This window comes from Companilactobacillus halodurans (genome assembly GCF_009600985.1).
Lineage (GTDB): Bacteria > Bacillota > Bacilli > Lactobacillales > Lactobacillaceae > Companilactobacillus > Companilactobacillus halodurans.
The window spans coordinates 188,805-211,321 of record NZ_VDFP01000001.1; the positions used below are offsets into that span (position 1 = coordinate 188,805).

Annotated in this window: 22 protein-coding genes and 1 riboswitch; of the genes, 5 read left to right on the forward strand and 17 right to left on the reverse strand. The window is 35.8% G+C overall.

The genetic code is table 11. The features are described from left to right. Positions 1 to 4 precede the first annotated feature (4 nt). The 4 genes from FHL06_RS00895 to mraZ are packed head-to-tail and all read right to left on the reverse strand — an operon-like array spanning position 5 to position 3,922. A complete protein-coding gene (locus FHL06_RS00895) occupies positions 5 to 2,173 on the reverse strand; it encodes a penicillin-binding transpeptidase domain-containing protein (RefSeq protein ID WP_153384365.1) in 2,169 nt (722 codons plus the stop codon). Beyond that, positions 2,170 to 2,535: a cell division protein FtsL gene (gene ftsL, locus FHL06_RS00900; protein WP_153384366.1), complete on the reverse strand. Its 366-nt coding sequence runs from the start codon at positions 2,533 to 2,535 to the stop codon at positions 2,170 to 2,172. Before ftsL ends, FHL06_RS00895 begins: the two co-directional genes overlap by 4 nt. A 15-nt stretch (positions 2,536 to 2,550) precedes the next feature. Then, positions 2,551 to 3,501, reverse strand: a complete 951-nt coding sequence (gene rsmH / locus FHL06_RS00905; protein WP_153384367.1) for a 16S rRNA (cytosine(1402)-N(4))-methyltransferase RsmH — start codon at positions 3,499 to 3,501, stop codon at positions 2,551 to 2,553. Then, a complete protein-coding gene (mraZ, locus tag FHL06_RS00910) occupies positions 3,491 to 3,922 on the reverse strand; it encodes a division/cell wall cluster transcriptional repressor MraZ (protein ID WP_153384368.1) in 432 nt (143 codons plus the stop codon). Before mraZ ends, rsmH begins: the two co-directional genes overlap by 11 nt. A 217-nt stretch (positions 3,923 to 4,139) precedes the next feature. Between mraZ and FHL06_RS00915 the strand changes: the two genes are divergently transcribed. Then, on the forward strand, positions 4,140 to 4,265 hold the full coding sequence (locus FHL06_RS00915; RefSeq protein WP_420360955.1) for a DUF4044 domain-containing protein: 126 nt from the start codon (positions 4,140 to 4,142) through the stop codon (positions 4,263 to 4,265). A gap of 322 nt (positions 4,266 to 4,587) precedes the next feature. Here the strand turns inward: FHL06_RS00915 and thiT are convergent, their stop codons facing one another. From thiT to FHL06_RS00975, 12 genes are all read right to left on the reverse strand, one after another. Next, on the reverse strand, positions 4,588 to 5,100 hold the full coding sequence (thiT, locus tag FHL06_RS00920; protein WP_153384446.1) for an energy-coupled thiamine transporter ThiT: 513 nt from the start codon (positions 5,098 to 5,100) through the stop codon (positions 4,588 to 4,590). Between the two features lie 115 nt (positions 5,101 to 5,215). After that, a riboswitch (TPP riboswitch) is annotated at positions 5,216 to 5,316 on the reverse strand. Between the two features lie 32 nt (positions 5,317 to 5,348). After that, entirely contained in the window at positions 5,349 to 6,146 is a 798-nt protein-coding gene (minD, locus tag FHL06_RS00925; protein WP_153384370.1) for a septum site-determining protein MinD, read from the reverse strand. A gap of 2 nt (positions 6,147 to 6,148) precedes the next feature. Continuing rightward, entirely contained in the window at positions 6,149 to 6,814 is a 666-nt protein-coding gene (locus tag FHL06_RS00930) for a septum site-determining protein MinC (protein WP_153384371.1), read from the reverse strand. Beyond that, on the reverse strand, positions 6,811 to 7,353 hold the full coding sequence (gene mreD, locus FHL06_RS00935) for a rod shape-determining protein MreD (RefSeq protein ID WP_153384372.1): 543 nt from the start codon (positions 7,351 to 7,353) through the stop codon (positions 6,811 to 6,813). The genes FHL06_RS00930 and mreD overlap by 4 nt, the downstream gene beginning before the upstream one ends. Beyond that, positions 7,353 to 8,216 (reverse strand): rod shape-determining protein MreC, encoded by an 864-nt coding sequence (gene mreC, locus FHL06_RS00940; protein ID WP_153384373.1) that lies wholly within the window; start codon positions 8,214 to 8,216, stop codon positions 7,353 to 7,355. Before mreC ends, mreD begins: the two co-directional genes overlap by 1 nt. A gap of 45 nt (positions 8,217 to 8,261) precedes the next feature. Beyond that, on the reverse strand, positions 8,262 to 9,263 hold the full coding sequence (locus FHL06_RS00945) for a rod shape-determining protein (RefSeq protein ID WP_153384374.1): 1,002 nt from the start codon (positions 9,261 to 9,263) through the stop codon (positions 8,262 to 8,264). A 92-nt stretch (positions 9,264 to 9,355) separates the two neighbouring features. Further along, positions 9,356 to 9,994 (reverse strand): RadC family protein, encoded by a 639-nt coding sequence (radC, locus tag FHL06_RS00950; RefSeq protein WP_153384375.1) that lies wholly within the window; start codon positions 9,992 to 9,994, stop codon positions 9,356 to 9,358. Positions 9,995 to 10,002: 8 nt separating this feature from the next. Next, positions 10,003 to 11,268: a bifunctional folylpolyglutamate synthase/dihydrofolate synthase gene (locus FHL06_RS00955; protein ID WP_153384376.1), complete on the reverse strand. Its 1,266-nt coding sequence runs from the start codon at positions 11,266 to 11,268 to the stop codon at positions 10,003 to 10,005. 71 nt (positions 11,269 to 11,339) lie between these two features. Continuing rightward, entirely contained in the window at positions 11,340 to 13,988 is a 2,649-nt protein-coding gene (locus FHL06_RS00960; protein WP_153384377.1) for a valine--tRNA ligase, read from the reverse strand. A 580-nt stretch (positions 13,989 to 14,568) separates the two neighbouring features. Next, on the reverse strand, positions 14,569 to 15,786 hold the full coding sequence (thiI, locus tag FHL06_RS00965; RefSeq protein WP_153384378.1) for a tRNA uracil 4-sulfurtransferase ThiI: 1,218 nt from the start codon (positions 15,784 to 15,786) through the stop codon (positions 14,569 to 14,571). A 9-nt stretch (positions 15,787 to 15,795) separates the two neighbouring features. Then, a complete protein-coding gene (locus tag FHL06_RS00970; protein WP_153384379.1) occupies positions 15,796 to 16,941 on the reverse strand; it encodes a cysteine desulfurase family protein in 1,146 nt (381 codons plus the stop codon). Positions 16,942 to 17,015: 74 nt separating this feature from the next. Further along, positions 17,016 to 18,704, reverse strand: coding sequence for a septation ring formation regulator EzrA (locus FHL06_RS00975; RefSeq protein WP_162000212.1), 1,689 nt, complete (start codon positions 18,702 to 18,704; stop codon positions 17,016 to 17,018). 340 nt (positions 18,705 to 19,044) lie between these two features. Between FHL06_RS00975 and rpsD the strand changes: the two genes are divergently transcribed. Continuing rightward, on the forward strand, positions 19,045 to 19,656 hold the full coding sequence (rpsD, locus tag FHL06_RS00980; protein ID WP_153384380.1) for a 30S ribosomal protein S4: 612 nt from the start codon (positions 19,045 to 19,047) through the stop codon (positions 19,654 to 19,656). 61 nt (positions 19,657 to 19,717) lie between these two features. On the opposite strand, the gene FHL06_RS00985 is transcribed toward rpsD, so the two are convergent. Continuing rightward, positions 19,718 to 20,320, reverse strand: coding sequence for a DUF1054 family protein (locus FHL06_RS00985; protein WP_153384381.1), 603 nt, complete (start codon positions 20,318 to 20,320; stop codon positions 19,718 to 19,720). A 51-nt stretch (positions 20,321 to 20,371) separates the two neighbouring features. Between FHL06_RS00985 and FHL06_RS00990 the strand changes: the two genes are divergently transcribed. The 3 genes from FHL06_RS00990 (at position 20,372) to FHL06_RS01000 (ending at position 22,506) form a co-directional block, all read left to right on the forward strand. After that, a complete protein-coding gene (locus FHL06_RS00990; protein ID WP_153384382.1) occupies positions 20,372 to 21,676 on the forward strand; it encodes a replication-associated recombination protein A in 1,305 nt (434 codons plus the stop codon). After that, the gene (locus tag FHL06_RS00995; protein WP_153384383.1) at positions 21,666 to 21,944 is read left to right on the forward strand and encodes a hypothetical protein; all 279 of its coding nucleotides are present in this window, start codon (positions 21,666 to 21,668) and stop codon (positions 21,942 to 21,944) included. Before FHL06_RS00990 ends, FHL06_RS00995 begins: the two co-directional genes overlap by 11 nt. An 88-nt stretch (positions 21,945 to 22,032) precedes the next feature. Beyond that, entirely contained in the window at positions 22,033 to 22,506 is a 474-nt protein-coding gene (locus FHL06_RS01000; protein ID WP_153384384.1) for a universal stress protein, read from the forward strand. Positions 22,507 to 22,517: the final 11 nt, after the last annotated feature.

The window sequence follows — 22,517 nt, forward strand, 5'->3', positions numbered from 1 at the left end:
TTAATTATTTATTCTTCAATGTAACTATAATTTTACCACTCTCATTTATCACATGACCAGCCTCAACAGACTGTTTCGTGACATATCCATCACCTTTTGTCGTGACTTGTTTACCAGTAATTTCAGCAAACTTCAAAACATCGTTTTTCGACCATCCAGAAAGATCAGGCATCGTCATTGCTCCATTAGTCAATAAAACGATTCTTTGTCCCGGCATGACCTTTTGACCACTAGCTGGCAATTGCTGAACGATTTTATCACCTGTTCCGATAACGCCAGATTGCAAATCAAGCTTCTTAATTTCTTTTAGAGCATCATTAGTTGATTTGTCTAAGAAACTTGGGATTTTCACATATTGACTACCAGCCTCGGTAGTCTCAGTTGTGGAACTTCCTTGATTGACTAATCGTTTAACAAGTGGATTGAAAACTTCTGAAAGAATTTTTTCAGCAGATTCAGTCATTTTTTGTGGCTGCTTCAGCGTTACATAGACGATATATTTAGGATTATTATATGGAATCATCCCTGCAACAGAGAATATGTAATTATTTGAGCCCGTCAAATAACCTCCACTTGGTGAAGCAATTTGAGCGGTCCCAGTTTTAACACCAACCTTAACTCCAGGAACGTTATAAACGACCCCGGTACCATAACTCTTCGTTACAACTTGACGCATCGCTTTTTGAACTTTCTTAGCTGTACTAGCTTTGATCGGCTGACTAACGACTTGTCGTTTAAATTTGCTTGTAGTCTTACCCGTATTAGGGTTGACCACTTTTTTAACGATTTGTGGTTTAATCATTTTCCCACCATTAGCAATCGCTGAAAAAGCCTGCAACATCTGCATGGTATTAACGTTGACACTTTGACCAAATGACGTCATCGCACGGTCGCTAGCGTGTTCAAATGAAATACCTCCAGAGACTTCACCCGGCAAATCAACGCCTGTTTTTTCACCGATATTAAAACGATGCAAGTATTTCAACCAAGTTTTAGAACCCATTTCTTCTTCCAATTTGACCATCCCAACGTTAGATGATCTAGTGAAGGCTTGGGACAAAGGAATATAACCCCATCCGGCCGTATTCCAATCACCTATCGTTCGTCCGCCAACTTCAACCGTTCCCGATTTGTACAATTGATCAGGATTGTAATTGCCAGAATCAATAGATGCGGATAAAGTCAAAATTTTCATAACGGAACCGGGTTCAAACTGATCTTCAACTAAAGTATCGCGCCAACTATCGCTTAGGCCCTTTCCGGTTGTAGGATTAAATGTCGGTCTTTGTGTCGCCGCTTCAATCGCACCTGTTTTAGCATTCATAACTAAAATTTGCAGCCCTTTAGGCTCATATTTCTCTTGAACGTTTTGAGCCAAAATCTCTGAATACTGCTGAATTCGACTGTTCAAGGTCAGATAAACATTTGATCCATCAGCCGAGTTCTTCTCAACAACCTGTGAATTTGGCAATTCATTGCCGCTGCTATCCACTTTGGTAACTTTTTTACCGTTATGGCCAGCCAAAATTTTATTGAAGTATTTTTCAATACCCATAACGCCACTAATATTGCTAGTTTTGTCATTATCATTATCGGCTTTCGTTATTCCAACTAAGTTAGTTGCAAAAACACCATTTGGATAAGCACGTGAAGGTAATTCTTCAAAATGAATTCCGGGAAGATTCTTAGCATTGATCTTCCGTTTTATTTCAATTGAAAGGCCTCGTCCCGCTTGACCAAACTCTACTTGATACTGTTTCTTGTTTTTGGGAGTTAGGTATTTACGGATTTGCTTTTCAGATAACGGTAAATATTTGCTTAAAACTCTGGCCGTTTTATCTTTATTGGTCACATAATCAGCTTTACCAGAACTAGTTTTAGATTTATGAGAAACGATTGCATAAATATTATAAATTGTGGAATCTCCAGCAATCATATTGCCATCAGAATCTAGGATATCACCACGTTTTGCATTAACTTGCTTAACGTGCTCATACTTTTGTTTGGTTCTTTGTACTAAATTAACGCCATCATACTGTTTCCCAACAGAAATATAGGCGAACTTTTGAATAAAAAGGATAAAAGAAAAGGCAGTCGCAATCAAAATTACCATACCAACAATATAATGATTGCGTCTTGCCTTATTTTTAAATAATTTTCTGAACTTACTCATTTTGAAATATTCCTTACATTGTTGTCACTCATTTTTAAATTATGTTTCTTCGCAAAAGAAGAAAAACGATCAAAACTGGTCAACTCAGAAATTTCTTGTCTTAAATTAACGTTACTTGTATTAGTTTTTGAAATTTGTGTCGTTAGACTATCTAACTTATTTTGAGAAGAAGTCATAGAAACTTTCATACTTACTAAAGTCACCATCAGCGCCAACGTTAAAAGAGCGAGACCTACAATTGAGAAAGCCTCAAACTTCGACAGAGAAACACTATGTTTTTTGGGTGTCGCTTGAACCTGAACTTCTGGTTCTTGTGCAACTTGATAGTCTTGTAAATTTCTAGCAGTATTTTCTTCTCTCATATTTATAATTCTCCATTATATCTTTTCAACAACACGCAACTTTGCACTATGAGCTCGATTATTTTCAGTCAATTCTTCCGGATTAGGTAAAATAGGCTTTCTAGTGACCTGTTTTAAAATCGGTTTTAAATTATCAGGAATAACCGGTAGCCCTCTTGGTACATCAACATGTGAATTATCTTTAAAAATATGTTTGACAATTCGGTCTTCTTTGGATTGAAAAGTTATAACGCTTATTCTGCCATGTGGAGCAAGCAAATCAATTGCCTGTTCAAGGGATCTTTCTAAAGAACCCAATTCATCATTAACTGCAATTCTGATTGCTTGAAATACTCGTTTTGCTGGATGACCACCAGTTCTTCTAGCAGCAGCTGGAATAGCATTTTTAATAATATCTGCTAATTCCAATGTCGAAGTAATACGATGGTCTTCTCTGATGCGTTCAATTGCACGAGCAATTTGTTTAGCAAATTTTTCATCACTATACTTATAAAAAATACTTACTAATTCATTGTACGACCAATCATTAACAATTTTTTCAGCATCGAGATCTTGTCTTTGATCCATCCTCATATCAAGACGAGCTTGTTTCTTATAGCTAAAGCCTCTGACAGCATCATCAAATTGGGGAGAAGAAACTCCCAAATCATAAACGATTCCATCAACCTTCTCTACTCCAAGTTCATTTAAACGTGCCTGCATATTCTCAAAATTATCACGAATTAAAGTAAGCGAATTATCGCCAATTATATCAGCATTATTTTGAATACTTTCACCGACCTCAATAGCAGCCTCATCACGATCAAAAACATAAAGATGACTGTGGTGAACTCGACTCAGCAATTCTTTGCTGTGTCCACCTCTTCCGAAAGTTGCATCAACGTAGATGCCATTATCGTGGGGATTTACTTCATCAATGGTTTCTTTTAAAAGTACTGTTTTATGTTTATATACATTAGAAGTCAAAGTCTGTCATTTTCTCCGATATTTCTTCAAAATTATCTTCAGCCTCTTGGCTAAATTTATTCCAACGTTCCTCATCCCAAATCTCAATTCGGTCGGATACGCCTACTACTACACAATTCTTATCTAATTTAGCAAAATTTATTAACGGCGTTGAAAGATTAATCCTTCCCTGTTTATCAAATTCTACTTCTGCAGCAGCTGAGTAAAAGAATCGAGTGAACGCTCTTGCATCTTTTTTTGTCAAAGGCAATTTATCAAGCTGTGCCTCTAACTTGTTCCATTGTTCGAGCGGATACCCAAATAGGCAACCATCCATGCCACGTGTGACAACAAAACTTTCACCAAGCAACTTTCTAAATTTGGCAGGAATAATCATTCTACCTTTGTTATCAAGCGTATGATGAAATTCACCCATGAACATGGTTAGCCCACCTCGATTCCTTAACACTTCCTAATTTACCACAAATCCCCACTTTTAACCACACGATATTTAACAAACTTCTAATAAATGTGAAAGCAGTTACTAATTGTGTGGTTCTAGAGGTGGTGGATTTTAATAAATTTTAGATTAATCGGTTTCAAATATTGCATAAATTAGACTTGTGAAGTAATATTTTGTTATATATATGAATTAGGTGGTGAAAGTTTTGAATGATAAAAAGCCTAAAAGCACATTAACTAAAATTACACAAGGTTTCGTTTGGTTAATGATTATCGTTACCCTTGTTGGTGTAGCTCTCACCGCAGTAACGAGCTTTATCTAAATAAAAACACAAAAGTTAGACAAAATTGAATACTTTTAAACTGTTAAGGCATGGCTCTCTGTATTCGCAGAGAGCCATGCCTTTTGTTTTCCCTTGAATTTTCTTTAAATTCTTCCATATCTTTGTGGGAATCCATTAAGACATTCTGTTTTAAATGAGTGAAAGAAGACTGGTATTAATTTCACTTTGAAGGTACTAACCGACGACTCGGGTTTTATATTCGACCATAAAAAAAGTGCTTAATAACTGTTTGACAAGAAATCTAACAGTTATTAAGCACTTTACTTTAATTGAAAAATTCAATAACTCTTTTCATAAAAAACTAATTATTTACTAGAATCAATCGCTTGAAGATTCGGCTCAGCAAGAATGATAAGACAATCAGCATTATCATATTAGCAATAAAGCTACCACCGTTAATTACTAACGAATAGATCCATGGGTTCATTGACTTTGGTGCATATGATCCCCAATAAACGACACCAGCAATGAAGTGGAAGAAATATTTAGCGAAAAAACCAATAGCAGAATAAAAAATTATTAAACCAACGGCATTTTTCCCTTGTTCAAGTGCTCGTTTCACTTGACCGCTACCTAGACCAATCAAGCCGACCACGCCAAATGCTAAAGGATACTCAACAAATCCTTGCAATGGATTCAAAAATCCACCGGTACTAAAACCTCTCAACAAAAGATCCAAGATTCCCCATACTAAACCAGCTGTTAAACCAGCACCTACACCTCTTCTTAGAGCGAAGATTGCCATGGGAATCAGCCCATAAACGAACTCTATTGATGAAACACCAGTAGAATGTGGTATAAATGACAAGACCATGGCCAAAGCAGTGATTATGGCTCCCTCGGTCAAAACAATCAAGTTGTTTCTATTTCCTACATTAGTCAAAAAAAGAACTCCCTTCTGATTTAGTCATCACAAGAGAGTTCGAGCATTCGCTTGAACAACACTATCCCTACGCATGCATTAACATAACAGGTTTAAAGGGTCTGAACTTAGTTCACTCTCAGCCAGAAGGCTCCCCCTGTGTTGACTTATTTAATTACAAAAAGATTGTACCATAGTGCTTACTTTCTTCCAAACACTCTACCCCAAAAACCAACTTTTTTTGTATGAGTAGATAAATCAAGTGGAATCTGTTCACCCAGCATGCGACGAGCAATATTTCGGTAACTGTGACCAGCATCGCTTTCTTTATCAAACACAACTGTTTGACCGGCATTTGAAGCGGAAATCACTTTATCTTCATCAATTACGATTCCTAAAAGCGGAATTCCCAAATGATTAACAATATCGTCAATCCTCATTGAGGTTCCATCATTAATCATGTTCTTACGAATTCGATTAATAATCAAATGCGGCGTAATCGGCATTTTCATACTCTCTAAAATACCTACCACTCGATCAGCATCGCTAACTGAAGCAACTTCAGGATTCGTTACGACCAATGCACCATCTGCGATAGAAACGGCATTTTGAAAACCATATTCAATTCCAGCTGGACAATCAATCATAACAAAATCAAAACGTTGCTTTAATTCATTGATAATTGAACCCACTGATTCTTTATCCAAAACATATTTATCAGCAAACTGTGAAGCAGCTAGCAAATATAAATTGTCTTCAAACCTTGGATCACGGACTAGTGCCTGTGAAACAACTACTCGATGTTGCGCAACATCCACAATATCATAAACGATTCGATTAGTTAGTCCCATAACAGCATCCAGATTTCTTAAGCCAATATCTAAATCGACCATACAAACCTTTTTACCAAGACTTGCTAAGACAGTACTAACATTAGCAGTAGTAGTAGTTTTACCAACTCCACCTTTTCCTGAAGTTACGACTATCGATATTCCCATAGCTAACCTGTCCTTTTTCCTAAATCATTTAAGCGATTTTTATAGTTCGTTAACTCATCAACATTAATTGAGTGCAAATCATCAATATAAGCAAAGCGACTATTTTGAAATTGATCTTGATTATCGTCGGTCACAATTTCAACTACATCGGCAATCCGTAATTGATCGACATTCTTTAAATTGCCAAAAATATAAGCGTTAGTATTATCAGGAAATCCCGCTTGAACGATACCATTGACCTCGCCCAAAACATAAATTGAACCAGATGCACAAATTTGTGCATCCCGATGCAAAGTTCCTAAAAATATTAAATCACCTTGGTAAGTTAATTTTTGACCGCTTCTAACAATTCCTGATTCAACATTCACTTTGTTTTTATCAAGGATTTCTTTTACGACTGTCTTTGATTCGACATCTGATTCAATATCGTTCAATTCTAACTGTGGAAATTTATCAAAGAACTCTCTAATTTCACCCTTTTGCTTCTCATCGAGTAATCGATTGCCAGTCTTAATCGTAAATTTAATGACATCATCATCTTCAGTTGATTTTATATTTTGTTGCGTAATTAGCTCTTTGAGTTCCTTAAACGCATCAATATAATTAGCTTTTGCATCAATAATTACTGAAAAGCCATTTTTATCACCCTTTAAAATGATGTCATTCATTTACTATCCCTCCGATATTTCATCAACCACTGAGATAAATTGTTCAATGGAACGTACAGAATAAAGAAAACCACTACATTCCATAACAATGTTGGCCCAAGCGTATAAGTGATGAAATCAAACACACTCGTACTTGTTTGTTGCAACAAACTTTCCAAAAGGTAAATCCCTGATTGTAAAAATGTCAACGACAAAAAGTAGATTGATAAGTCATATCCCATATTATTTTTAATCAATAGAAATTTGAAATGGTCAATTCCAACCATTATCAATGGTAACAAGACAGTATATAATCCAATGATTCCATAATAATACGAATCATAGATCAAACCAAAAATAATTCCATAAGTCAACAATTGCCGACGATTATCAATTCTCATTGTCAACATAATGATTACCATCAACATTAATTGTGGCAAAACGTTAACTGTCACATGGTTCATATTATTCAAAAAGGCCCATTTCATTAAACCATCAAGGTAAAATGCAATCAAAATGAATAATACTTGACCAAAGATTTTGCGATTTTTTATATTCATTACTTTTCACCACTAACAGATGATTTAATGACTGTAACAACAGTAAAGTTACGTAATTCAGCAGCTGGTGTGATGTAAACAGAGTTCGTCATACCATAATTATCCTTCTTGATTCCATAAACTTTACCAATGTAGAGCCCACGTGGAGTTAACCCACCTAAACCTGAAGTGATGACGCTTTGGCCTTTTTTAATATTCTTAGTTGAATTTACATTCTCCATTACCAGATCACCAGTCGAACTGTCATAACGACTGACAACTCCAGTAACGGCCTTACCATTGCTTCCAGAAATTTCTGCAGCAAACTTATCATTTAATTCATTATCAGTTGAAATCAATTCAACTTTTGAACTTACCTTATCAACTTCAATGATTCGTCCAATCAAACCTTTACCTGACATAACGGGCATATTCTTTTTAATGCCACTAGTTTGGCCACGGTTAATCGTTAAATAATTTTGCCAACTGCTTGGAGAACGAGATAAGACTGAAGCATTGATAGTTGAATAGTCTGTCAAAGTACTATTCAACTTCAATTCTTGCTTTAATTTCTTATTCTCATCTTGAACTACTCCTAATTTAGCCTGATTCTGTGCTAATTCACCGATTTTGGCTTTAAGACGCTTGTTTTCGGAATACGTATTATACAAATCAGAAAATTCTGAGGTAGCATTTTTTACAGCATTAGTTGGGTACGCAAATACACCTCCAACTAAACTGACGACATCATTACCAACTTGTTGGACTACAGGTGGCGTATTTTTTTTATTACGAATGTTAACAGTAAGCGCCAAAAGACCAAAAGTCACAATAATGAGTATCATTAAAATAATTAATTTTTTATTTGAAAAAAATCTTTTCATTGCTTCCTCCTAGTAGATCAAATAAAAAAAACGGGATTAACCCGCTTATTTTTGGCGACGCATTACATCGATATTTTTAAGTGATTCTCCAGTACCGATGGCCACACAATCTAATGGGTCTTGAGCAATGAATACGGGAACGCCAGTTGCTTCAGAAATAACTTCTGGTAAATGGTGCAACAAAGCACCGCCACCAGTAAGGACAATTCCATGATCGATAACATCGGCAGCAATTTCTGGAGATGTTTCTTCAAGAGTTTCCTTAATAGTTTCAATTATTTCTTCAACATTCTCGTGAATAGCAGTAGCAATATCTTCACCAGTTAACTGAACCGTCTTTGGTAAACCAGTAACTAAATCTCTACCACGAATTTGCATAGGGTCAATTTCTTTTGCTTTTTCAATGGAAGCCGAACCAACTTGAATTTTTACATCTTCAGCGGTTCTTTCACCGATTTGTAGATTGAAGTTTGATTTGATATATGCAGAAATAGAATCATCAAACTTATCTCCAGCAATTCTAATTGAACGTGATGAAACAATACCACCCAAGGAAATTGTTGCAACATCAGTCGTTCCACCACCAATATCAACAACCATGTTACCTGTTGGATCCATAACTGGAAGTCCGGCACCAATAGCTGCGGCAAATGGTTCTTCAATTACATAAGCTTCTCTAGCACCAGCGTGTTGAGTAGCTTCAATAACGGCTCTCTTTTCAACTTCAGTAACGCCGCTTGGTACACAGACCATTACTGAAGGTTTTGAATTATTAGCTGATTTTTCAATGAAATATTTCATCATTGCAGCTGTCGTATCGTAGTCAGCAATAACACCGTCACGCATTGGACGAATTGCAGAAATACTCCCCGGTGTACGACCTATCATTTCACGTGCATCTGAACCGACTGCAACTATTTCTCCAGTGTTGTTGTTCTTTGCAACAACTGAGGGTTCATTTAAAACTATACCTTTGCCTTCAGCATAAACTAAAGTATTTGCTGTTCCCAAGTCTATACCGAGCTTTTTTGATCCAATACCAAACAATTTATTTCTCTCCTTTAAGTACACACCACATTTTACGCTAAACAAAATTATATCATAGAAAACGCCGATTTAAAGTAGGACAAAATCATATCCTAAATTAAATTTAAGCTCTTCATCCGAGAATAAGTTTTTTTGGTAATAATTAAATGATCTAATAAATTTATTCCTATTAAATGGCAACACTTTTTCAATCTCAAAGTGAACTCTTGATCATTTTTCGAAAACATCAACGAACCATTAGGATGGTTATGAGCAATCACAATCTGTGTTGCTGAAATCTTGATAGCTTCTCTTAAAATATCTCGTGGATGCACGGTGGCTTGATCAACTGTGCCAATAAAAATAACTCTTTCGTCAATTATGTGATAGCTATTATTCAAATAAATGGCTATCAATTTTTCCTGTGGTGCACTTCCAATTTTATTTATTAGATGCCGACCAATATCATCAACAGAAACAACTTTTTCTGACAACGTATCAGACTGAATTTTCCTAGTTCCTAATTCGATAGCGGCTAAAATTTTACAAGCTTGCGCCACTCCTATACCATTAAACGACATTAATTGCTCTAAACTCAAATTTAAACTTTCAGAATTGCAAATAATCGTCTTGGCCAAATCAGATACTGGAAATTTTTTTGTTCCGCTGCCGATGATTACGGCTAGTAATTCTTCATTTTTTAAGGTGCTGACACCATACGCTATTATTTTTTCTCTTAAATTTATCATCATATATGAAATTACGAAAAGTAGTTTTCTAATTCTGAAACCAAATAAAACGAACCAGTAATCAAAAGAATCTGATCTGCAGTTAAATCGTTAATAATTTTCTGTAATTGCTTATGATAATTTTCAATAAAAGAAACGTTTTTATACTCAGACAAGTTATAATCGCTTGCCGTAGCAGAACGCATCATATTAAGTTTTGTAATATAAATCTGTTTTGCTTTTGGGGCCAATTCTTCAAGAATCTCATGACGATCTTTATCTTTCATTCCAGCATACAAAACAATTATATCCTTATTTTCATAAGTTTTTGATAAAGAATTAATTAAATTGTAAATTGCTGAAATATTATGTGCACCATCCATTAAAATCAATGGATTTTTTTGTACAATTTGTGCCCTTCCAGGAAGTTTATGACTATCCAATCCTTGTTTCACGGATTGTGACAAAACTTCTTGGTGATGGGCTTTTTGATAAAGTTCATAAGCCTTAATAGCAATACTTGCATTCATTGCTGTAGTTTTTTCAAACCCCTGACAAAGAATATCAGTTATAGTAATTTCACTATCGGAATAAGTAAAGCTCAATTCAAAGTTATTTGTTTTAAAATCTTTAACCAAAAAATCAGTTCCTAGTCTAAAGAGTTGACTTTCTTTTTGTTGAGCTGCTTTTTCGACAATATTAGAAACGCTACTGTGCAAATCACCAGTTACTATAGGCTTTTTTTCTTTAATAATACCAGCTTTTTCCCTGGCAATATCTTGAATCGTCGGTCCAATCAACTTTTCGTGATCCAAATCAATTGATGTAATAACTGAAACAGTCGGTACAATCACATTTGTTTTATCATGCTTAGCTCCGATTCCAGCTTCAATTACAGCAACATCGACACGTCCACGGAAATAAAAATAACCCAAAATGGTTACAAATTCAAATTCTGCAAGAGGAATATCGCCAACTTTTTCCTTGATAAGGTTGACCTCATCCACTAAATCAGCATTAGAAATATATTTATGATTAATTTGAATTCTTTCATTAAATTCTTTTATAAACGGAGAAGTGAACATTCCAACACGTTGTCCAGTGCTCTCCAATAAATTAGCCAAAAAATTAGTAGTAGTTCCTTTACCATTCGTTCCAGTAATATGAATCGTCTCATAACTATTTTGTGGATCACCCAAACGATGCAACGCTTGTTTGATATTGTCCAAATTATTAGTCCGATGAAATTTTGGCAACGAATGAATATATTTAATTGCTGCTTGATAATCTTCTAACAAATTTAACGCTCCAATTTTTATTAAACAAAAAGGGCTGACGTTTGCCAACCCTTATCATTATATACTCAAATTTACTTGTTGTTCTTTAATTGTTGAATTCTTTGTTGAACTTTTTCTTGACGTGATTGATAATCAGCTAATTTTTCTTTCTGCTCGTTAACAACCTTTTCAGGAGCTTTTTTAACAAAGTTTTCATTTGATAATTTCTTATCTAAACGCGTGATTTCTTTATCCAATTTTGCGATTTCTTCATTTTGGCGAGAAATTTCTTCATCAATATCAATTAGTTCGGCTAATGGAACGTACAACTCAGCTGAATTAGTTACTGATGTCATAGCTAAAGCAGGTGCCGTTAAGTCAGTTGCCACTTGCAAATCCTTTGGATGCATGAAACGGTCGATATATTCCTTATTATTCAAAATAACAGCTTTAACTTTATCATCTTGAGGCTTAATCATAATATCAACAGCTTTAGACATTGGTGCATTGACTTCCAAACGAATCTTTCTAAGTGACTTGATCAATTCAATCAAGACATCCATTTGACTCATTGCATCATCATTATCAAGTGATTCTTGATATTCTGGATACTTAGCATGCATGATGGTATTTCCATTATGAGGCATCGTCAACCAAATCTTTTCAGTTACAAATGGCATGATTGGGTGCATTAAGCGCAACGTTTGATCAAGTACATAAGTCAAAAGCATCTTCTTTTGCTTCTTAGCAGCTTCGTCATCCCCTGTAAGAGTTGCCTTACTCATTTCAATATACCAATCACAGAAGTCATTCCAGATAAAGTTATAAAGCGTTCTTCCAACTTCACCAAATTCAAAATTATCCATTAAACGTGTAATTTCTTTAATAGTATGATTCAATTTGGCTAAAATCCACTTATCAGACAAATCGTATGTTGTAACAGCTGAAAGATCATCCATTGCAGGAGTGTCATCGTCGAGATTCATAATAACGTAACGCGAAGCATTCCAAATTTTATTGATGAAGTTCCAAGCTGAATCCATCTTGTCATAACTAAATCTAGTATCTTGTCCTGGAGTTGATCCATTCATCAAGAACCAACGTAAAGCATCAGCACCGTACTTTTTGATAACATCCATTGGATCAATTCCGTTACCCAATGACTTGCTCATCTTACGACCTTGCTCATCACGAATAAGTCCGTGAATAACAACGTGATCAAATGGTTTCTTACCAGTGAACTTCAAACTTTGGAAAATCATTCTTGAAACCCAGAAGAAAATAATATCATAGCCAGTAACTAAGGTATTAGTTGGGAAATAACGTTTAAAGTCATCAGCATCAGTATCAGGCCAGCCCATAGTTGAAAATGGCCAAAGAGCACTTGAGAACCATGTATCCAAAACATCTGACTCTTGATCCCAGTTTTCGATATCCTTTGGTGCTTCTTCACCAACATAAGTTTCACCAGTCTTCTTGTTATACCAAGCTGGAATTTGGTGACCCCACCATAATTGACGAGAAATTACCCAATCATGAACATTTTCCATCCATCGTGTAAAGGTATCTTCAAAACGATCAGGAACGAAGTTTACTTTATTATCAGTCTTTTGATTCTTCAAAGCCATTTCTGCTAATGGCTTCATCTTCACGAACCATTGTGTAGAAAGCCTTGGTTCAACTTGAACGCCGGAACGTTCGGAGTGTCCAACGCTGTGAACATATGGTTCGATATTTATCATATCGCCGTTATCTTGCAAGTCTTTGACCATGGCCTTACGAGCATCGAAACGGTCCATGCCATTATACTTGCCAGCATTTTCGTTCATTTTTCCATCAGGATTCATGGTATTGATTCTCTTCAAATCATGACGATTACCGACAGCAAAGTCGTTAGGATCATGAGCTGGAGTAATTTTAACCATACCAGTTCCAAATTCTTTATCAACATAGTGGTCAGTAATAATAGGAATCTTGCGGTTTACTAGAGGTACGATAACTTCCTTACCAACAATATCCTTGTAGCGTTCATCATCGGGAGCAACGGCTACGGCAACATCACCAAACATAGTTTCTGGACGAGTCGTAGCAATTTCGATATATCCTGAACCATCAGCATATGGATATTTGACATGGTAGAAAGCACCTTGGTCATCCTTGTGGATAACTTCAATATCTGACAAAGCTGTTTGTAGTTGTGGATCCCAGTTGATGATATATTCGCCACGATAGATCAAGCCCTCATTGTATAGTTTAACGAAAACTTTTCTAACTGCCTTTGACAATCCTTCATCGAGGGTGAAACGCTCACGTGAGTAATCAAGTGATAAACCTAATTTACCCCATTGCGATTTGATGATAGAAGCAAATTCATCTTTCCATTTCCAAACTTCATCGACGAACTTTTCACGGCCAAGATCATAACGGCTGATGCCTTGTTCGCGTAGTTTGGCTTCAACTTTAGCTTGAGTAGCAATTCCGGCGTGATCCATACCTGGAAGGTAAAGCGTATCAAAGCCCTGCATTCTCTTATAACGAATCAAAGTATCTTGAATCGTAGTGTCCCAAGCGTGACCCAAGTGCAACTTACCTGTGACATTTGGTGGTGGGATAACGATTGAATAAGGTTTTGCTTTCTTGTCGCCCGATGGTTTGAAGTCATCGTCGTCTAACCAAGTTTGGTAACGGCCATTTTCGACTTCTTTGGGATTATATTTAGTATCCATGTCGATTTCTCTCATGTGTTTTTCCTCCAGATTTAATAGTGCTTATTGTGTTAAAGATTAGGGTGTTACTTTGAATTTCGAATAAGAGTTTAAATAACTTATTCTCAAAACTTTTTGTTATTTTTCTTTCCTGCTTTATAGCTAAAACGAACTGCGAGTGGCAGACTCCTGTGCTTTGCTACACTTCACGAATCACTTGTTACACAAGCAATTGGTGAAGTTAGGCAAATGCTCGAAGTCTAGGTGGCCACTCTCCGTTCTCTTAAAATCATGGTATACGGACGTCCAAGACGTCCCCATAACAGTTTCTAAGTGGCTTCGCCACTAAGAAACTGTAAAAAAAGAAGCCTTCATCCCAAAAATAGGACGAAGACTTCGCGGTACCACCTAAATTAAGAGCCAATTGACTCTTCACTCAAACAACAGATAACGGTGGCCCGATCATTTTTCTCATGATAGCTCACAGGTAACAATTAATTAGCTCGGTTTGACAATTCTCAACAACATGTCTTCTCTGTAAGCCTGACTAATCAACCCTCCTCTTCAAAGCTGATAGATTGATAATAAATCATAAATTAAAAAACGTCAATTGATTTTATAGTAAACTACTGATGTTTTCTTGGTCACTTTCCATGAACTTGTCGCCATGTTCGATGGTTGTGATTTTAATTCCGTCCATGGCTCTTTGAATCAAGCCATCAATATCGAGTGAACTTTCAAATTTTCTAGTCTTTTCGATACTTGGACGTGTTTTTGGTGCTGGTGGCGCAAAGACTGTACAACAGTCTTCAAATGGTTGGATTGATAAATTGAAGGTATCAATTTTTTCAGCCAAGCGAATGATTTCTGTTTTATCCATTGTTGCAACTGGACGCAAGATTGGTGTCGTTGTAACATCGTTGATTGCAGCCATGCTTTCTAGTGTTTGGGAAGCTACTTGACCAACGGCTTCTCCATTAAAGATTGCCAAGCCATTTTCTTTTTCACGAATCAAATCAGTCAATCTCAACATGAAACGACGTTGAATCGTCATCAAGTATTCTTCAGGAACTCCTGCTTTGATTGTTTCTTGAATTTCAGCAAAAGGAACTTCAATAAATCTGATATTGCCACCAAAGGCAGTCAATTTAGAGGTTAATTCCTTGGCTTTATTCAAAGCTTGTTCAGATGTATAAGGAGGACTAAAGAAGTGAACCATTTCAATATCCACTCCACGCTTCATTGCCAAATAACCTGCAACTGGTGAATCGATTCCACCTGAAAGCATCAACATAGCTTTTCCGGCAGTACCAACTGGCAAACCACCTGATCCTTTAACAGTTAGATATGATAGATAGATTCCATCTTGTCTAACTTCCACAGAAATTTTAATATCAGGTTTTTTCATTTCAACATCAATTCCTGGGAACTCTTCGCAAATTGCATCCCCAAGTTGTAAATTGATTTGATTAGTATCTAATTCGTAAGTGTGATCTGCACGTTTAGTTCCCACTTTGAAGCTCATGCCTGGTTTATAAGCCTCATGCATCATTTCAACTGCTTTTTTCTTAACGTCTTCAAAATCACGTGAAACCTTAACACTTAATGAAAAAGTTTGAATCCCGAAAACATTCTTTAGCTTTTCCATAACGGGCTTAGCATCGGTACCATTTAATTGAATATGTAAACGGTCACGATGTGGCTTCATTCTTAAATCTGGATAATCTTTCAAAACTTTAGCAACATTGCCATGCAAGCGGTCGATAAAGCTCTTACGATTTTTCCCCTTTGTTGATAGTTCGCCATAACGAACCATAATTTCAGTATATTCCATGTAATTCTCCTAATTCAAAATTTGGAAATGGTCATGGATTTCATCAAGATTTTTGATAAATTCGTCCATTTCTTTTTCAGTATTGCTTTCATCCAAACTGACACGAACTGCACTTGTCGCAATATTTTCTTGAACATTCATTGCCTTTAATGTTCCAGCTTCAAGACCCTTTTTAGATGAACAAGCGCTAGTTGTTGAAATATAAATATCACGTTCCTCAAATGTGTGAACGATCGTTTCACCACGAACGCCATCAATCGTAAAACAAATAATGTGTGGAGCAAAATTATCTGCCACTTTTGAAAAGACGTGAACGTTATCTAAAGTCTGCAAATGCTTAATCAATTTATCCTTTAATTGTTCCATCTTCTTAGCCTTACCAGCTTCGTCATCTTTCAACAAACGAAGAGCTTTAGCCATAGCTGCAATTCCAGGAGTATTTTCGGTTCCACTACGCAAATTAGATTCTTGACCGCCACCAGCCATCAAAGGTTCTAATTGTTTGCCTTCCTTCATATAAATAAAGCCAGTACCACGAGGTGCATGGAATTTATGACCTGAGAAAGTATAGAAATCGACTCGAGGATCGATTATTTGTGATTCTAGACCTTTGCCGATAGCTTGAATTGCATCGACATGATAACTGATGCTTGGATAATCCTTTAAAACTTCAGCAATTTCATGAATTGGTTGAACTGCTCCAATTTCATTATTAACAGCCATTGTTGAAACTAGAATTGTATCCTTACGAATAGCTTTTTTCAAATCATCAGCACTGATATGTCCTGATTTATCAACTGGTAAATAGGTTACTTCAAAGCCTAATTCTTCAAGTTGATGCATCACATTTAGAACCGACGCATGTTCAATTTCGGTAGTGATAATATGTTTACCGAATTCACGCTTCTTAAAAGCTGTGCCCTTGATGACCCAGTTGTTCCCCTCGGTACCACCACTGGTAAAGACAATCTCGTCTTGTTTGACATGCATCAAGTTAGCAATCTGTTTTCGAGAAGTTTCTAGTAGTTCATATGCTTTCAATCCTAACTTATGCAAACTAGAAGGATTACCGAAATATTCCGTACTAGCAAGGTTGTAAGTTTTTAGAACTGAATCATTAATCTTAGTTGTTGCACTATTATCAAAATATATCATTTCTGCCTCACCAAAATAAAAAGGCCTCACGGCCTAAATTTTAATCTATTATAACTTAACACATTTTTACTGAATCATGAATTAATTGTTTCTTTTATTCGATCAACTGATCCTGTTTCTACATTTTCAAGTGCTTTAGAAATCACTTCAACTGATTCATCATAATTGTAATCATCATCAAACAATGCTCTTGCACGAATCAATTCGTCGGTAAATTCAGGATTCTTATTAGCATAGCGGTTCGCATATTGTAATAATTTTTCTGCCAATTGGACATTATATTTCAATTTGGTTGTTTTTTCTACTAAATTGTCTAAATCTTCTTGAGTCACGATGACTTGCTTGCTGATATCTTCCATATTAATCTTATCAGCATCTAATTCATCATAGAGCTTATTGATTTCATCGTAGACCATGTAGAAGTAGTCTAGATAGTCATCAGGCAATCCTTTCAGATTCAACTGTTCCATCATTTTCTTCTGCATTTCAAGACGTTTAGCATATTCTTCTACACTATTTCGAGCAATTTGTTCACTTGATATCATCTGATTCAAATCGTCATTGATTGATTTCTCACTGGTCTCAATTTCATCCATCTTTTTAACGATTTGTTTGAAATTGGACTTAACTTCAGAATAAATTGCTTTTTTATCAGCCATATTTTGAACATCAGCATCATACTCGCGACGAACGTCTTTTAAAGTGTCAAAATTTTCCCTAAATGTCTTCAAATTATTATCAGTTAAAATATATGATTCTTCCAGCTTTTGGATTCGGTTATCCAAACGATTATGTTGGAAGACCGCATGGTTGATATAATCTAAAACTGGTTTTTGATTTTTTAGAACTTCTTGTTTGCTATCGATTTCAAGTGTCAAAACTTCATATAAATTATCGATTCGTTGTTTAATATCTTCATTATTAGTGTTGACGGCATCAAAATTTAATTCCTTTAATTTGTCATTAGATTCATCAATTTCATGCTGAACATCAGAAAGCAATTGCACAATATCATCATTAAATTGGTAATGTTGTTTATCCAATTTTTGATAGACAGACTTAATTTCATCAATTTGACTTGGAAAGACTTCATTCAAATCATGATACAAAGGCTTAATCACCTTTAACTGATCATTGATCAAGCCTAATTTGATTTTAACTTCATCAAGACATTGACTGGCTTCGATGTGATCCCCTTTAGTCGTCAATTCTTTTTCTTGATCTAACAAATTAGCTACTTCAGTCAATTCGTTCTCTAATTGATCAGTTGCTGGACCATAAGTAAATGATTGCGTCACGACTTGTTTACGGATTTCTTGATATTGCTGTTGTAGCTGCTCACTGTGAGTCGCATTCAATTCATTACTATTCAACAACTTTTCAAAGCCTTGTGAAACCTCACCGATTTTACTTGCGAAGTCATTCATTTCAGTGTTTAACTTCTTTAAATCGCTAGCCGCACCAAAAACTTTGAATTCAGTATTTTTATATTCAGCTCGTCTGATCTGAGTTAAGATATCGGAAAAAATGTCATCAGTTTGCTTTTGGTATTCGGATTTCAATTGCTTGAATCGAACATCACTTGCACCAGACAATTTCATTTTCTCTAGTTTCTCAATTTTATCATCTAATTGAGCTTTCTTTAATTCATCGGTCCGATCCTTATAATCATTCAAAGTTGATGCATTTTTTCTCTGCAAAAACCACATATACCATAGAAGGATCAAGATAACTAAAATTATTCCTATAATAATTGCAAACACTTTTACACCCCTAATGACGATTCAGTCTTATCTTTAAGAAATTATACCAAATATTATTGTCTTTATTATCAGTATTGACGTTTCATAATAAAGTTTTAAACTATTGAATCATTTAACAGTCAGTATATGAAAATAGTTTTGACATTGAACATTAATCACGGTATACTAGCCTTCGTGTAAAATATGCAGCAAGGAGTGGCAAGAACGTCAACAGTTCTCGACGATTTAGTTCAATTAGTAACCGTGGCTGCACAAGGTGAAAATTGTAACGATAACTGCACGAATGCTAAACTCCGGTTAATTATTTTACTCCAGACAAACATTTTGGAGGAATTTATTTATGTCTAGATATACAGGACCACGTTGGAAATTATCACGTCGTTTAGGAATCTCACTTTCAGGTACAGGTAAGGAAATTGCCCGTAGAAACTATGCCCCTGGTCAACATGGACCAAACGGTGGCCGTCGTAAGGTTTCAGAATATGGTCAACAATTAACTGAAAAGCAAAAGTTACGTTTCATGTATGATGTTAACGAACGTCAATTCCGTAACTTGTTCAACCGTGCCGGTAAAATGGATGGTATCCACGGTATTAACTTGATGATCCTTCTTGAAACAAGATTGGATAACATGGTTTATCGTTTAGGTCTTGCAAGTTCACGTCCACAAGCTCGTCAACTTGTAAACCACGGTCACATCACAGTTGATGGCAAACGTGTTGATATCCCTTCATACGAAGTTCAAATTGGTCAAAAGATCAGCCTTCGTGAAAAGTCAAAGGATCTTGCAATCGTTAAAGATAACCTTGAAAACGTTGTTGGTCGTCCTGGTTTTGTTAACTACGACGAAAACACAATGACAGGTTCACTAGTACGTAACCCAGAACGTGACGAACTAGAACCAAATATTGATGAATCTCTAATCGTTGAATACTACAACCAAGTTCTTTAATATTTGTCAAAAATACATTCACTTATTGGTGGATGTATTTTTTTTACGCAAAAAAAGACGCCTATTTGGCGACTTCTTGATTGAACCAGACTAGATATTTGCTCAATTGGAGAAACTTATCCTGTAACAATCGATCATAATTTCCCTTTTGAACTATTTCGGCATCTTTTTTTAATTCAAAACCAATTACTAAATCACTCGATTTAACTTTTTCATATCTGGCAATGACTTTTTCAAAATCAATTGTAGCATTAAACATCTCGCTAGCAGTATGATTATTAGATACTTGCCAATTTTCTTGGGTGATTTGGGACTGGTGTTTTCTTAAAATCGGATAATAATTTGGCCTTTGGCGAATATCTGCCAATAAACTGAATGTTATGAAATATCGATCCGGCCAAAGACCAAATTCTAAATGGGGCGTCTTCTTATAACCCTTCTTATCTTGATTAATGGCTAACCAAGTATCGGGAGGTGGATTTTTAGTCCGTCGTTGATGCTTAGCAATTTTCATAAAGAACTCTTGTTGATATTCTTCTTCAAGTCGCTTTTGCAAATTGGAACCGAAAATTTCGAATTTTGGATCTAAATTTGTTTTAATTAAATCTAGGCGTCCTTTAAGGGTCATATCGTCAAAAACTTTAAAATCATTTTTATCAAACATGTTCTCAATCCTTTGTTGTAGAATATACATATCAATTATATAGGAGGAACTATGCAAAAACCATTAGCATATCGAATGCGCCCTACTAATATCGATGAAGTTGTCGGTCAACAGCATTTAGTTGGTCCTCACAAAATAATTCGTCGAATGGTGGAAGCAAAAATGCTATCTTCAATGATACTTTATGGTCCTCCTGGGATCGGTAAAACTAGTATTGCTAGTGCGATTGCCGGAAGTACCAAGTATGCATTCAGAATGTTGAATGCTGCGACTGATAGCAAAAAAGATCTTCAAATCGTCGCTGAAGAAGCCAAAATGAGTGGTACCGTCGTTTTATTGCTCGATGAAATCCATCGACTTGATAAAACCAAACAGGATTTTCTATTGCCTCTCCTAGAAAGTGGCTCAATTATTTTAATCGGTGCAACTACTGAAAATCCATATATCAATATAAGCCCTGCTATTCGTTCTAGAGTCCAAATATTTGAATTGAAGCCACTCAACAGTGATGACCTTAAAAAAGCTGTTAGACGTGCTTTAAAAGACGATAAGAATGGACTGGGCAAATACAACGTCAAATTAGACGACAATGCTTTGGATCTCCTGGTCAGTTCAACCAATGGTGATCTCAGAAGTATTTTAAATGGACTGGAATTATCAGTTCTTTCAACTGAAAAAAATTCAGATGATGTCATTCACATTGATTTGAAGTCGATTGAAGAGTCGGTTCAAAAAAAGGCCATTTCTGCTGACAAAAACGGTGACAGTCATTATGATGTCATTTCAGCATTTCAAAAATCGATTCGCGGCAGCGACCCAGATGCTGCCCTCTTGTACTTAGCTCGCCTTTTAGAAGCTGGTGAATTAACTTCTGCCATTAGACGACTGATGGTCTGTGCTTATGAGGATGTCGGTTTAGCCAATCCTCAAGCATGTGCAAGAGCCGTTCAAGCTGCTCAAGTCGCCCAAATGGTGGGACTCCCAGAAGCTCGCATCCCTCTAGCAGATGCTGTAATCGACTTATGCTTATGTCCAAAGTCAAACTCCGGTATGAACGCTATCGATTCAGCTTTAGATGATGTCAAAAATGGTAAAGCAAACTCAATCCCTGATGATCTCAAGGATGCTCACTACTCAGGCGCAAAGAAACTCGGCCATGGCGTTGGTTATAAATATCCACATGATTATCCTAACTCTTGGGTCAGCCAACAATATTTACCAAATAACTTGGTCAATCGAAAATATTATCAACTAAATAATACTGGTAAATATGAACAAGCCCTAAATTTACGGATACAGCAAATTCAAGAATGGAAAAAGAATTCAAAACGGAGTCGGAATAATTATGATAATTAAAATTTTAATGATATTGTTTATAATATTTTTGTTAGCCTTAGCTTACACGCTTTGGTCACACAGCAGCGGTAAATTCTTAATTTATTCACCAGATGAAAATCTTACTTTGAAAAAGGTTATGCGATTTACCGCTGGTTTACTGGTGCTTGTAGCGATACTTGGTATTGTAATCATGTTTGTCGGGACTAAGGAAACGAACTTTATCACGCTTCTTTTAGGCAGTTTGATTGCTGCCGGATTCTCAATTTATTTAGCAAATATTCGCTAAATCTTAACTGATGACTGTATTTATTTTCCTAAATAAACTAAAATAAAGATATAAAAGCAGTAATAATACATTAACGGGGTGATTACTTATGTTACAACAATATAAAAACATTCTCGTACCAATCGATGGTTCATTTGAAGCTGAACTAGCATTCAAGAAAGCGGTTGAAGTTGCCAAAAGAAATAATGCCGCTATTCACTTAGTTCACGTTATTGATACTAGAGCTTTCCAAAATGTTTCTAGTTTCGATTCAACAATGGTCGAACAAATTACTGAAAAAGCTAAAGAAACAGTTAAAAGTTATGTTAAAACAGCTAAAGACGATGGTCTCGATGAAATTGACTACAGCATTGAATATGGTGCTCCTAAAGCAATCATTGCTACTGACTTTCCTAAGAAATTAGGGGTCGATTTGATTATGATTGGGGCCACTGGTCTTAATGCAATGGAAAGATTGTTAATTGGATCAGTTACTGAATATGTAACTAGAACAGCGGCTTGCGATGTTTTGGTCGTTAGAACTGATTTGGATAACAAAACTATTAAGAAACAAAAGAAATAATAATTGAATGA

What these genes read in the sequence shown, in the direction of transcription:
- FHL06_RS00895 (WP_153384365.1), bottom strand. Translation starts at nt 2,173, where the DNA reads ATGAGTAAGTTCAGAAAATTATTTAAAAATAAGGCAAGACGCAATCAT.
- ftsL (WP_153384366.1), bottom strand. Translation starts at nt 2,535, where the DNA reads ATGAGAGAAGAAAATACTGCTAGAAATTTACAAGACTATCAAGTTGCA.
- mraZ (WP_153384368.1), bottom strand. Translation starts at nt 3,922, where the DNA reads ATGTTCATGGGTGAATTTCATCATACGCTTGATAACAAAGGTAGAATG.
- thiT (WP_153384446.1), bottom strand. Translation starts at nt 5,100, where the DNA reads ATGGTCTTGTCATTTATACCACATTCTACTGGTGTTTCATCAATAGAG.
- minD (WP_153384370.1), bottom strand. Translation starts at nt 6,146, where the DNA reads ATGGGAATATCGATAGTCGTAACTTCAGGAAAAGGTGGAGTTGGTAAA.
- FHL06_RS00930 (WP_153384371.1), bottom strand. Translation starts at nt 6,814, where the DNA reads ATGAATGACATCATTTTAAAGGGTGATAAAAATGGCTTTTCAGTAATT.
- mreD (WP_153384372.1), bottom strand. Translation starts at nt 7,353, where the DNA reads ATGAATATAAAAAATCGCAAAATCTTTGGTCAAGTATTATTCATTTTG.
- mreC (WP_153384373.1), bottom strand. Translation starts at nt 8,216, where the DNA reads ATGAAAAGATTTTTTTCAAATAAAAAATTAATTATTTTAATGATACTC.
- radC (WP_153384375.1), bottom strand. Translation starts at nt 9,994, where the DNA reads ATGATGATAAATTTAAGAGAAAAAATAATAGCGTATGGTGTCAGCACC.
- FHL06_RS00960 (WP_153384377.1), bottom strand. Translation starts at nt 13,988, where the DNA reads ATGAGAGAAATCGACATGGATACTAAATATAATCCCAAAGAAGTCGAA.
- thiI (WP_153384378.1), bottom strand. Translation starts at nt 15,786, where the DNA reads ATGGAATATACTGAAATTATGGTTCGTTATGGCGAACTATCAACAAAG.
- FHL06_RS00970 (WP_153384379.1), bottom strand. Translation starts at nt 16,941, where the DNA reads ATGATATATTTTGATAATAGTGCAACAACTAAGATTAATGATTCAGTT.
- rpsD (WP_153384380.1), top strand. Translation starts at nt 19,045, where the DNA reads ATGTCTAGATATACAGGACCACGTTGGAAATTATCACGTCGTTTAGGA.
- FHL06_RS00985 (WP_153384381.1), bottom strand. Translation starts at nt 20,320, where the DNA reads ATGTTTGATAAAAATGATTTTAAAGTTTTTGACGATATGACCCTTAAA.
- FHL06_RS00990 (WP_153384382.1), top strand. Translation starts at nt 20,372, where the DNA reads ATGCAAAAACCATTAGCATATCGAATGCGCCCTACTAATATCGATGAA.
- FHL06_RS00995 (WP_153384383.1), top strand. Translation starts at nt 21,666, where the DNA reads ATGATAATTAAAATTTTAATGATATTGTTTATAATATTTTTGTTAGCC.
- FHL06_RS01000 (WP_153384384.1), top strand. Translation starts at nt 22,033, where the DNA reads ATGTTACAACAATATAAAAACATTCTCGTACCAATCGATGGTTCATTT.